The sequence below is a fragment of the Clostridium cadaveris genome, from assembly GCF_020911725.1.
Lineage (GTDB): Bacteria > Bacillota > Clostridia > Clostridiales > Clostridiaceae > Clostridium_X > Clostridium_X cadaveris.
Window position 1 is genome coordinate 1848197 of sequence record NZ_CP076620.1, and the last position, 12533, is coordinate 1860729.

At 29.4% G+C, this 12533-nt stretch carries 14 protein-coding genes; 5 read left to right on the plus strand and 9 right to left on the minus strand.

What is annotated here, in order from left to right:
- The first annotated feature begins 1 nt into the window (after window position 1).
- From KQH81_RS08770 to KQH81_RS08790, 5 genes are all read left to right on the plus strand, one after another.
- Window positions 2–838: an ABC transporter permease gene (locus KQH81_RS08770; protein WP_027638343.1), complete on the plus strand. Its 837-nt coding sequence runs from the start codon at window positions 2–4 to the stop codon at window positions 836–838.
- A 16-nt stretch (window positions 839–854) separates the two neighbouring features.
- A complete protein-coding gene (locus tag KQH81_RS08775) occupies window positions 855–1823 on the plus strand; it encodes an ABC transporter ATP-binding protein (RefSeq protein WP_027638342.1) in 969 nt (322 codons plus the stop codon).
- Window positions 1789–2553, plus strand: coding sequence for an ATP-binding cassette domain-containing protein (locus KQH81_RS08780; protein WP_027638341.1), 765 nt, complete (start codon window positions 1789–1791; stop codon window positions 2551–2553). Before KQH81_RS08775 ends, KQH81_RS08780 begins: the two co-directional genes overlap by 35 nt.
- Window positions 2554–2580: 27 nt before the next feature.
- The gene (locus KQH81_RS08785; RefSeq protein ID WP_027638340.1) at window positions 2581–3408 is read left to right on the plus strand and encodes a class I SAM-dependent methyltransferase; all 828 of its coding nucleotides are present in this window, start codon (window positions 2581–2583) and stop codon (window positions 3406–3408) included.
- Window positions 3409–3504: 96 nt separating this feature from the next.
- Complete coding sequence (locus tag KQH81_RS08790; RefSeq protein WP_230028104.1) at window positions 3505–5190, plus strand: Rqc2 family fibronectin-binding protein; 1686 nt, start codon at window positions 3505–3507, stop codon at window positions 5188–5190.
- Between the two features lie 11 nt (window positions 5191–5201).
- Here the strand turns inward: KQH81_RS08790 and KQH81_RS08795 are convergent, their stop codons facing one another.
- From KQH81_RS08795 to KQH81_RS08835, 9 genes are all read right to left on the minus strand, one after another.
- Window positions 5202–6317, minus strand: a complete 1116-nt coding sequence (locus KQH81_RS08795; RefSeq protein ID WP_027638338.1) for a THUMP domain-containing class I SAM-dependent RNA methyltransferase — start codon at window positions 6315–6317, stop codon at window positions 5202–5204.
- Between the two features lie 89 nt (window positions 6318–6406).
- Complete coding sequence (uraA, locus tag KQH81_RS08800; RefSeq protein WP_027638337.1) at window positions 6407–7675, minus strand: uracil permease; 1269 nt, start codon at window positions 7673–7675, stop codon at window positions 6407–6409.
- A 65-nt stretch (window positions 7676–7740) separates the two neighbouring features.
- The gene (gene pyrR / locus KQH81_RS08805) at window positions 7741–8277 is read right to left on the minus strand and encodes a bifunctional pyr operon transcriptional regulator/uracil phosphoribosyltransferase PyrR (RefSeq protein ID WP_027638336.1); all 537 of its coding nucleotides are present in this window, start codon (window positions 8275–8277) and stop codon (window positions 7741–7743) included.
- Between the two features lie 192 nt (window positions 8278–8469).
- Window positions 8470–9387 (minus strand): RluA family pseudouridine synthase, encoded by a 918-nt coding sequence (locus tag KQH81_RS08810; RefSeq protein ID WP_027638335.1) that lies wholly within the window; start codon window positions 9385–9387, stop codon window positions 8470–8472.
- Window positions 9374–9832, minus strand: coding sequence for a signal peptidase II (gene lspA / locus KQH81_RS08815; protein ID WP_099335515.1), 459 nt, complete (start codon window positions 9830–9832; stop codon window positions 9374–9376). The genes KQH81_RS08810 and lspA overlap by 14 nt, the downstream gene beginning before the upstream one ends.
- Before the next feature lie 91 nt (window positions 9833–9923).
- Window positions 9924–10541 (minus strand): DivIVA domain-containing protein, encoded by a 618-nt coding sequence (locus tag KQH81_RS08820; protein ID WP_099335516.1) that lies wholly within the window; start codon window positions 10539–10541, stop codon window positions 9924–9926.
- Window positions 10542–10555: 14 nt separating this feature from the next.
- Window positions 10556–11323, minus strand: coding sequence for a YlmH/Sll1252 family protein (locus tag KQH81_RS08825; RefSeq protein WP_230028106.1), 768 nt, complete (start codon window positions 11321–11323; stop codon window positions 10556–10558).
- A 6-nt stretch (window positions 11324–11329) separates the two neighbouring features.
- Entirely contained in the window at window positions 11330–11785 is a 456-nt protein-coding gene (locus KQH81_RS08830; protein WP_027638331.1) for a cell division protein SepF, read from the minus strand.
- 16 nt (window positions 11786–11801) lie between these two features.
- Entirely contained in the window at window positions 11802–12461 is a 660-nt protein-coding gene (locus KQH81_RS08835) for a YggS family pyridoxal phosphate-dependent enzyme (protein ID WP_099335517.1), read from the minus strand.
- Between the last annotated feature and the right edge of the window lie 72 nt (window positions 12462–12533).

Below are 12533 nucleotides of genomic sequence, written 5' to 3' on the forward strand. Positions count from 1 at the left end.
GTTGAAAAAGTTTAATAATATACAACTAATTTATAAAGTTTCATTCATTATCCTTGGATTATTAATACTTGTTGGATTATTGGCAAATTTTTTATCTCCCTATGATCCTAATAAAGTTGATATGTCTAAACGTTTAATGGGAATATCTAAAGAGCATCTTCTGGGAACAGATGCTCTAGGACGGGATGTTTTAAGTAGAATCATTTATGGTGCTAGAGTCTCAATATTCTTATCTTTTATAGCAACTATATTCACTATGTTTCTAGGTACAATAATTGGACTAATTTCTGGTTACTGTGGTGGTATTATAGATAATATTATTCAGATGATAGTAACTATATTTCAAGGTTTACCAGGATTAAGTTTTATGATAGCTTTAGCTGGAGTGCTCGGTCCTGGAGTAAAAAGTTTATTAATCTCTATTACGGTAACATCATGGTCAGGATTTTCAAGAATAGTAAGAGGTGAAGTTCTAAAAGTAAAAGAAGAAAAGTATATAGAAGGTGCTAGAGCATTAGGAGCAACTAATTTACATATAATATTTCATTATATACTTCCGAATATTTTCGCTCCGTTTATTGTACTTTTTACAACAAGAATTGGAAAGGTAGTCTTATCTATGGCTTCTTTAAGTTTCTTAGGTCTTGGGATACAGCCTCCTCAAGCTGACTGGGGAGTAATGATAAACGATGCAAAAACCTACTTTAGATCATATCCACATTTACTTTTAGCTCCCGGAATTAGTATTCTATTACTCTGCTCTAGCATAAATCTAATTGGAGATGCATTAAGAGATTTATTTGATGAAAAAAGAGACTTTTTTAGTCAATACCTATAGAAGGGATTTATAGGACATGAATACTGATATTGAAATAAAAGATTTAATGATTCATTTTTATACAAAAGAAGGATTTGTGAAAGCCGTAGATGGTATAGATTTATTGCTTAAAACTAGAAAAATTATTGGAATAGTTGGTGAAACAGGAAGTGGAAAATCAGTTCTTGGTCTCTCCATTTTAAACCTCTTAGCTGACAATGCTAAAAAATCAGGCAGTATTTTATATAAAGGCAATGATTTATTATCTTTAGATAATGAAAATATAAGAAAAATACGAGGTCGTGAAATTTCTCTTATTCCTCAAAATCCAGCTACTGCATTTAATCCAATTTTAAAAATTGGGAATCAAATAAATGAATTATATTATTATCATGAAATTGAAACCAAAAAAATGTGTAAGATTAGATCATTAGATCACTTAAAAAAATTTTTCTTTAATAAAGAAGAGAGAGTTTATAATTCATACAATTTTCAACTAAGTGGAGGTATGAGTCAAAGGGCTCTTACAGCTATGGGATCAGCTTTAAATCCAAAATGGATAATTGCAGATGAGCCAACAAAAGGATTAGATGCAACTATAAGAAACCAAGTATTTAAAGTTTTTAAAAATTTAAAAGAAGAGCAATGTGTTAGCATGGTGTTAATTACTCATGATTTAATGCTTGCAAATAGATTATGTGATGAAATTATAGTAATGTATGCCGGAAAGATATTAGAAAAAGGTTCAAGTTATACTATCTTTAATAGTCCTTTACATCCATATACAATGGGATTAATAGATGCACAACCAAGTAAAAAGTTAATTCCTTTAGAAGGAATTGCACCAAACTTAACTAATTTGCCTACTGGTTGCAGATTTCATCCTAGATGTAAATATGCCAAAGATATCTGTAAATTTGAAGAATCAGAAATGTATAATGTAAATGGTTCAGAAGTGAGGTGTTTTCTTTATGATAAAAGTAATAGGATTAAAGAAGGAGTTTAAAAACGGCATTATTAATAAACAAATAGTAAAAGCAGTAGATGATGTATCTTTTGAAATTAAGGAGGGCAAGACACTAGGATTAGTTGGAGAAAGCGGATGCGGAAAATCAACATTATCTAGGTTGATATTAAAATTAATAAAAGCTGATGAAGGCAAAATATTTTTAAATGGATTAGACATAAGTGATTATAACTTTACATCCATGAGAAAATTAAGGTCTAAAATGCAAATAATATTTCAACACCCTGATTCCTCCCTTAGTCCAAAGAAAACAATTTACAAAAGTCTTATTGAGCCATTAAAAATTCATGGACTTTATAAAAAAGGACATAGTGAAGATTTAATTAAACAATATCTTAATATTGTTGGTCTTAGTGAGGAAATATTGTCAAGATATCCTCATCAGGTAAGCGGTGGTCAAATACAAAGGGTTGTAATTGCAAGAGCATTGCTATTACAACCGACATTTGTTATTCTTGATGAGCCAACTTCCATGTTAGATGTATCTGTTCAAGCTCAGATTATCCAATTATTAAAAAGTATACAGAATCAATTTAATATAACATATTTGTTTATATCTCATGACTTAGATTTGGTAAAAGCGGTAAGTGATGAAATAGCCATAATGTTAAATGGTAAAATCGTTGAAATTATTAAATCAGATAAATTGTATATAGATGCAAAACACAATTATACTAAGAAACTTATAAAAGATTTTGAGGAATTTTAATCCTTGAGAGTTGCTAAGGAGGAAATTATGATATTAACTTATAAAGATATAGACTACGAAAAAATTTGGCAGGATTCCTTGAAGTGTAGAAAAGGATATGCAAAAGAACGAGCTTTCAATGATAACGTTGAACGAGAGTTTTGGAAAGGATTGTCTCGAATATATGATAATCAACCTACACTTTATGATTACTCTAAAGAAGTATACAACTTTGTAAAAAGTTTAATTGATACAAACAAATCCTTAATTGAAATCGGACCAGGTACAGGCAAATTTACTATTCCTTTATCTGAAAAATGCAGTGATATAACTGCTATAGATTTTTCAAGACATATGTTAAATGTATTAATGGAGAAATCTAAAATTTTAGGAATTAATAATATCTTGCCTATAGAAGGAAAATGGGAAGATGTGGCGATAAATGAAACTGATTATATTCTATCTGTTAATTCACTTTATAGAATATTTGATATAAAAGCTGCTTTAAAAAAGATGAATATAGTTGCTAAAGAAAAAGTAATTATAGTTAGAACTATTCAGAAACCTATATTTAATAATTTATATTTAAAATTAGGTTTAGAAGATAAAACATGCTTGGATTATATATACTTACCAAATATACTTCATTCTTTAAATATATGTGCTGATATAAAATATATGAATGTTCAATACGAAATAGAATTTAATAACAGGGAAAGTATATATTATAAAATTAAAGAAGAGATTGGCTATATTCCAAATGAGAACATCATTGAAGATTATATAAACGAAAATTTTAAAAGGTCAAATAAAAAATATATTTTTCTTCATAAAACTAAGGTAGAAATTATATATTGGGAAACTACTAAAAATTAAAAACTATGCTCTCCCTGTTATATTCTTGCTACATATTAATTCTTAATGATATACTAATTGTAGTTATGTAGTTTAATACTGAAAGGATTTGATATTATGGCTTATGATGGTATTTTTCTTTATAGTGTAATTGAAGAGCTTAAAGAAACCATTGTTAATTCTAAAATAGATAAAATTAATCAACCAGAAAAAGACGAAATTATATTAACTTTTAGAGGTAATAGAAAGCTGCTCCTAACAGCAAGCTCCTCATATCCGCGTATTCATATGACAGCCTTTTCAAAGCCTAATCCAAACAAAGCTCCTTCATTCTGCATGCTGCTTAGAAAGTATTTAATTGGTGCAAGACTTTTAGAAATAGAGCAAGTTTCAACAGATAGAATTGTAAAATTAAAATTTGAAAGCACAGATGAATTAGGTTTTAATAGTATATACTATTTAATTTGCGAAATAATGGGTCGACATAGTAATATAAGTTTAGTGAGAGCTAGAGATAATAAGCTGATGGATTCTATAAAACATATAACTCCAGATATAAATAGTTATAGAACCCTTCTCCCTGGATTAACTTATGTTTATCCACCTGCTTCTGACAAATTAAACCCTACAAGTTTTTCCGAAGCAGAATTTAAAAATGCTGTTTTAAATTTGGATATTAACGAGAATAGTTTTGCTAAAATTTTTACTGGTGTAAGCAAGAGCACTTCTTCAGCATTATTTTACAAAGTTAAAGATTCAAACGATCTGTTTCAGGCTTTGAACTCTTACTTTAAAGATATATTTGTAAATCATAATTTTTCTTTTGCCATATATGAAGATAAAGGTACTTTTAAAGATTTTCACTGCATTCCTCTTACAAGTTACAATGAAAAGATTCTATTTGATAGTCCTTCTTTACTGCTAGATGAATATTATTCAAAAAAGGATAAGCAAGACAGACTTCATAGCAGAACTTTAGATTTGCAGAAACTTATTCATACCAATATAGATAGAATTTCGAAAAAACTTGTTATACTAAAGGATTCCTTAGATGAATGTTCAACTAAAGAAGATTTTAAAATAAAAGGAGAGCTTTTGACAGCAAATATATATTCTATAAAGCAAGGCATGAAATCTATTGATGTTCTAAATTATTATAGTCCAGATGGAGAAACTATTTCTATTGCATTAGATGAAAATAAAAGTCCATCTGAAAACGCTCAAAGATACTTTAATAAATACGGAAAATTAAAAAAGACAGAAGCGGCAGCTATTGATCAAATTGAAAAAGCCAATGAAGAGCTGGACTACCTTAATTCAGTTTTAACTTCTATAAATAATCTTGAAAATTATGATGAGATAAATGATATTAGAAAAGAGCTTGCTGACAGCGGGTATATACGTCACGGAAAGCTTAACAAGCAAAAAGTTAAACCATCAAAACCTATGCACTTTTTATCATCTGCTGGCATAGACATTTATGTTGGTAAAAATAATATTCAAAATGATTATCTAACTTTAAAATTCGCTGACAAAATTGATACATGGATGCATACAAAGAATATTCCAGGTTCTCACGTTATAATAAGAGCAAAGTATATAGATGAAGCAACTTTAATGGAGGGAGCTACATTAGCTGCATATTATAGCAAGGCTCAAAACTCCACTAATGTTCCTATAGATTATACGGAAGTAAGAAATGTAAAGAAGCCTTCTCATTCTAAACCTGGAATGGTTATTTACTACACCAATAAAACTTTATATGTAACTCCAAAGGAATTAAATTTAAAAAGAATAGAGTAAAGGCATTGCCTTTACTCTTTACTATATTGATAATAATAACATTTAAGTCTTCCATTAAATAATTTTCTATTTTTATTAGCTTTTAACCCAAAACATTTTTCGAAATCTTCATAAGAAGTAAGTACGAAAAATTTCCATTTGTCACTCTTTCTAAAATCTTGACCTAACTTTCTATAAAGTTTTCTTATGATTTCTTCTTCACCTATTCTCTCGCCATAAGGTGGATTACTAATTATGAAGCCTTCCTTTTCTTTTAATGAAATTTCTCTAAAATCTTTTCTCTCAAAAGTAATATAATTAGATACTCCTGCTTTTCTTGCATTTTCTCTTGCTATGCTTAAAACTTTTGTGTCTATATCACTAGCTTTAATTTGTATATCTTTCTTGTTTACTGACTTTAAGGCTCCTTCTCTAACTTGTTTGAATAAAAGAGGACTCATTGTAGGCCACTCTTCACATACAAAGGTTCTGTTGATACCTGGAGCTATGTTTTTGGCAATAAGTGCAGCTTCAATTGGAATTGTGCCTGATCCACAGAAAGGATCTATTAAAATTTCATTTCCCTTCCACTTAGAAATAAGTACTAAGGCAGCTGCCATTGTCTCTTTAAGTGGTGCTGCTCCAGCTATTTCTCTATATCCTCTCTTATGTAGTCCTGGCCCTGAAGTATCTATTGTTAAAGTAGCTATATCCTTTAAAAGAGCTATTTCTATTTTGTATTTAGGACCATCTTCAGGGAATCTATCTCTTTTATATGTAATCTTCATAGATTCTATGATAGCTTTTTTAACTATACTTTGGCAATCAGGAACACTAAATAAAGTCGATTTTATTGATTTTCCAACTACATGCATTTCTCCATTGTATGGGATAATCTTTGCCCAAGGAACATCTTTTGTACCTTGAAAAAGTTCTTCAAAAGTTGTCGCTTTAAATTCTTTCATCTTTATAAGAATTCTATCTGCACTTCTAAGCCATATATTGCATATAGCTATATCCATTTCATCACCACTAAAAGTAACTTTTCCGTTTTCAACTTTTAAATCTTCATATCCTAAATCTTTAAGCTCCCTAGCTGTTACAGATTCTATACCAAATGTAGTAGTTGCAATTAATTCATAATTCATATGTACTCTCCTTAATAAAGTAAAAATAATAGGTAAGAAACCTCACCTATTATTATACCTTAAAATTTAATTAATATATAGTTTTACTATTACTCTTCTGACTTACTTACTTCAGGTAAAACTAAATTTAGTATTATACCTACTAATGTAGCCAAAGCAACACCAGAAAGTTCAGTATTTCCAACTTTTATTATAGCTCCTCCTATTCCAAGAACTATAACAACTGAAGATATTATTAAATTCTTCTTTTTACTGAAATCAATTTTGTTCTCAACAAATATTCTGAATCCAGATGAAGCTATTATTCCAAATAACAATACGCTTACTCCACCCATTACAGGTAATGGTATGTTGCTTATTATAGTTGCTACTGGTCCTATAAAAGAAAGTAATATTGCAATAACAGCAGCAATTCCAATAACCCATACGCTGTAAACTCTTGTTATAGCCATAACACCTATATTCTCACCATAAGTTGTATTTGGAGGACCTCCTACAAGTCCTGCAAACATAGTAGCAATTCCATCTCCTAATATTGACCTATGCAGTCCTGGATCCACTGTGAAATCCCTTCCACATACATTATTAGTTACATAAACATGACCTATATGTTCTGCTAATGTAACAACTGCTACTGGTGCCATAAGCATTATCGATCCCATATGAAATGTAGGGAAAGTAAATTGTGGAGCTTGTATGATGTTTGACGATAAAACCAAATCTATAGTTTCTTTTGGTATAACTCCTAAAAATAATGACAATATATATCCAACTACCATTGCTATAAGTATTGGTATAACTCCTAAGAAACCTTTAAAGTACATACTTCCAAATACTCCAACTCCTAAAGTAACTAGAGATACTAATATCCATGTACTTCTTGAAACATTTACCATAGCATCTGATGTAAAGTTTGGATTAAGGCCTGCCCAATTTACCGCAGTTCCTGCAAGTCCTAGTCCTATTACTATTACAACAGCTCCAACTAATACTGGTGGAAGTATTTTATCAATCCATTTTGTTCCTACAACCTTTATTATAGCAGCCGTAATTACATAAATAACTCCTGCTCCAATAACTCCTGAAAGCATAGCACTTTTGCCGTATTGCGCAGTTGCTACTGTTATAGGTGCAATAAATGCAAAAGATGAACCGATATAAGCAGGCAGCCTTCCTTTTGTACATAAAATATACAATAAAGTCCCAATTCCACTACAAAACAAAGCAAGGGATGGACTAGTATTTGTAAGCATAGGAACTAGAATTGTAGCTCCTACCATAGCAAAAAGATGCTGAAGGCTTAATGGTATTGTTTTTAATAAAGGCATTCTCTCATCTACATCAACATAATTTTTCATTATTTTCCTCCTTTTATAACCTCTCGGGGTTATTTTAAAAGTTAATTTATATGTATTTATATAAATTAGCGTTCATAAATTTTAACTGAATCTTCTTCATCGATTTCTTCGATAGATACACATACTATTTCTTCTTTAGATGTCGGTATGTTTTTACCCACATAGTCCGCTCTTATAGGAAGTTCTCTATGTCCTCTATCTATTAATACTGCAAGTTGTATTATGCTTGGTCTTCCTTGATCCATAATTGCATCAATTGCAGCTCTTACAGTCCTTCCAGTATATAAAACGTCATCGATTAGAATAACTTTTTTTCCCTTTACCTCTACACCTAAATTTTTATCATTTATTGTAGCTTTATCATTTAAGTTTTCTAAATCATCTCTATATAAAGATATATCCACAGTTCCTACTGGCACATCTGTACCTTCAAACTTGCGTATATTTTCAGCTATTCTTTTAGCTAAAGGATATCCTCTTCTTTTTATACCTATTAAAACAATTCCGTCTACACCTTTGTTCTTTTCGATAATTTCATGAGAAATTCTTATTAAACTTCTTCTTATAGAATCTTTGTCTAATAAATTAGCTTTTAAATTCATCTTAATCCTCCTTTCTTAATATAGTTTTTTCCAAAATAAAAAGTTCTATCCTAAGGATAAAACTCAACCTAATTAAAATACAATTTTATCCTTACGACCTCTCAGAGTCGTTTAAAGGTTTTTAATTTATTTAATTGTATCATACATATATTCATTTATCAACTTCAATTATAATCTCATATAAAATTTCAGCTACAATGAAGATGATTTTAGTTTATTTATAATCTCAGTAAAATAATCTGGAAGAGGACTTTCAAATTGCATATACTCTTTAGTTGATGGATGAATAAAACCTAATACTTTCGCGTGAAGCATTTGTCCTTGCAATTTAAATTTTTGCTTCTTATAACCATAAACTGGATCACCAACTAAAGGATGTCCTATATATGCCATATGAACTCTTATTTGATGAGTTCTTCCAGTTTCTAGTATGCACTTCACCAAAGTGTACTCTTTAAATCTTTCAATAACCTTAAAATGAGTTATAGCTTCACGTCCACCTTTTACAACAGAAATTTTTATACGTTCTTTAGGATGTCTTGCTAAGGGTTCATTTATTGTACCTTCATCCTCTTTAATTATGCCTTCAACTAAGGCATAATATTCTCTAGTCATTGAATGATCTTTTAATTGTTCAGCCAATATATTATGAGAATTATCGTTTTTGGCTACCACTAATATCCCAGAAGTATCTTTATCTATTCTATGTACAATTCCAGGACGTATAACACCATTTATACCAGACAAATCTTTGCAATGATATAGTAGCGCATTTACCATAGTTCCATTATAAGATCCTGGTGCTGGATGAACTACCATTCCCTGCGACTTATTTACTACAATCACATCTTTGTCTTCGTAAAGAATATCTAATGGTATATTTTCTGGAATGACTTCCAATTCTGTTGGTTCAGGTATTTCTAGATTTATTATATCTTTAATTTTTAATTTATAATTACTTTTTACTATTTTCCCATTAACATTAACTTTGCCATCATCTATTACCCTTTGAATATATGATCTAGACTTTCCATCTAACAATGATGATAAGTATTTATCTATTCTTTTACCATTATCTTCTTCTAAAATTTCAAATTTAAAGTTCTCCATCTGATTCCATCCTTAATATATATATTGCCAATAGTATAGTACCACAAACCACAAAAACATCTGCTACATTAAATGTTGGAAAATAGTATGTGTTCTTATAGTGAACACATATAAAATCAACTACATATTTGTATACTACTCTGTCATAAAAATTTCCTAAAGCTCCTGATATAATAAGACTAAGACTTACAGATAAAAGTTTAGATTTTTTTCTGTTTTTATATAAATATACACTAAGCCCTATTATCAATATAATAGTAAACAAACTTAAAAACACTATTTTATTTTGAAATATACCAAAAGCAGCTCCTCTATTTTCTAAATATGCTAATTGAAAATAATTTTTTATAATTATGATGTCATTATCAGGTTTTAATATTTTTAATGCCCAAAGTTTAGTCACTCTGTCTAATATAATTCCTAAGATTATTATAACAATTTCCATGATTTCCTCCTATTTATTATGTTTCTCTTCTATAATAATTCATATGCACAAATTTAATCAAGAAAAAAACTCACTCAAAAGAGTGAATTTTTTAAACTTCCTTTTCTTTTATAAAGAAATTCTTTATAGCTTCAAGTTCATCAGTCTTAAATCTATCATCATCATTTGAACTATCAGCAGGAGATTTATCTATAGAGTTTTCTATAGGCTTTTCCTCTACTACATCCTCTACTGTAGTTCCTACACTATAATTCTTTTCAAAATCTTTTTCTAGATCATCAAAAGTCTCTAATTGAACTTGCATAAAGCTCCTAAATTTTGCTCTAAACTTTACAAATTCCTGCTTTACTCTATCATATTCATCATTGATTCTCATGACATCATTATGAGATTTATCTAAAACTTTTTGTGCAGTATCATTTGCATTTTTTATTATTATTTCAGCTTCTTTTTTTGCTGATCCTTTTGCCTGCTCTGCTGCATTTTGTGCTAAAACCAAAGTATTTTGAATTGTAGCTTCAATTTTAGAATAATGCTCTAATCTTTCATTCATCGCAGCAACTTTTTCTTTTAAATTAGCATTTTCCTTATATAATGCTTCATAGTCTTCAACTATTTTATCTAAAAATTCATCTACTTCCTCTGGATTATACCCTCTAATAATTTTCTTAAACTCTTTATTGTTTATATCCATTGGTGTCAACTTCATAGAAACCCACTCCTCTATGTATATTTCATTGATAAAAATTTAATTCTGCCTTTAGAACTTTTACCAATGACATCCCCTATTTTAAATTTTCCATATCTTCTTATTGTGATAACATCATCTTTATCAATTACTTTACTCTTTTCTCTCAAAACAGAATAATTAAGTAATACTAATCCTTCTTTAATATACTTTTCAGACTCTCCCCTTGATAAACCAGTGAGAGAGCTCACAACACAATCAATTCTCATAGAAGTTGTTAGTTTCTGCTGTTTTTCAAAAGAGATACAAGGCATATCTTCTTCCTTTAAAACATTTTCTACAATACAAGGCGCTTTCCCTATAAGGTTTAAATTACAACTTATAAATTTAGCAATTTCATTAAATGTAACTATATATCCAGTGTCATCCACTACGATTAAATCTCCAAATTTTTCTCTCTTTATCCCTAATCCCATTATAGCTCCTAAGTAATCCTTATGTGTGGGTTTATAAAATTTGGTTTTACATTTTATCTTTAAAATAGTATATGGTAATTCCATGGAATCATCATAATTAAATATAATAACACGCCTTTCGCTGTCATTAAATCCACCTAAAGATTTAATTTTCATTTCTAAGAAGCCTTCTCTAGAATCTAATTTAGACCAAATATTTGGAGGATAAAAATCATTAGTATATATACATGCCCCTATTTTTGGGGATAAAATATACTTATCATAAAGTGTTGATATATAAGCCTTGTCTTCTATGTTAAATATATTTATGAAATCATTTTTGTTCATATTATATTATTTCCAACCAAAAATGCCCTTTGAGGATAATTCATTTTTAAATTCATTTGTAACTTCAATATTAGCTGGTGATAATACATACACCCCTCTATCGGCTTCTTGAAGCTCTCCTCCTAATGCATAACTTGCTCCACCCATAAAGTCTAAAAGCCTTTGTGCCACCTTAGGATCTAATGAATTTGTATTTACTACAACTATTTTCTTATCCTTTAAACAATCACAAATATTAACAGCCTCGTCAAAATCAGTAGGCTTTATTATTAATATCTTAGTTGATGAATTTTTAACTGTTGTTGTATGTAAATTTACCACTTTATTTTGTCTTCTGCTTGTGATAGTTGGTTCAACTATCTCTTCCTCTTCTTCAGACTCTTCTATATCCTCATCATATTCATCATCATACTCATCATCTAGTCCAAAAAAATCTCTTACTTTATTTATTACGTTAGGCATATTTAATCCCTCCTATTTATTTATAATTACGCTTCCCGAAAATGCCTTCCCCTATTCTTATCATATTAGCCCCTTCGCTTATTGCAATATCATAGTCTCCAGACATTCCCATAGATAACGTACTCATAGTTATATTTTTAAAATCTTTTTTTTGAAGTTTTTCATATAATTCTTTTACTTTTTTAAAATAATATCTGTTGTTTTCTTTGTCACCTTTAGGAATTATAGTCATTAAGCCCTTTACCTTAACATGGCTACATTTTTCAACTTCTATCAGTAGTGACTCTAAATCTTCAACTAAAATTCCTGTTTTGCTTTCTTCATTGCCTATGTTAATTTCTATTAAAGTATCTGCTATAGCTCCTTTTTTCCCAAACTGTTTTTCAATTTCATTTAATAAACTGACACTATCTAAGGATTGTATAAGAGTAACTTTACCAACTAGGTATTTTACCTTATTCCTTTGTAAATGTCCTATTAAATGCCACTGAACATCTTTGTAAAAAGAATCATATTTAGCTATTAGCTCTTGCACCTTATTTTCACCAAAAATACGTGCTCCTGCTTTGTAAGCTCCATCCATTTCCTCAATGCTTCGTGTTTTGCTTACCGCAATCACTTCTACATCATCAGGAACTGAATTTTTTATTTTTAGATATCTTTCATAGCTATCCAATATAGGACTCCCCTTTTATAAGTAAAATATATTACATAAACTTCTTGCTATATAATATTATTCTTCATAAAA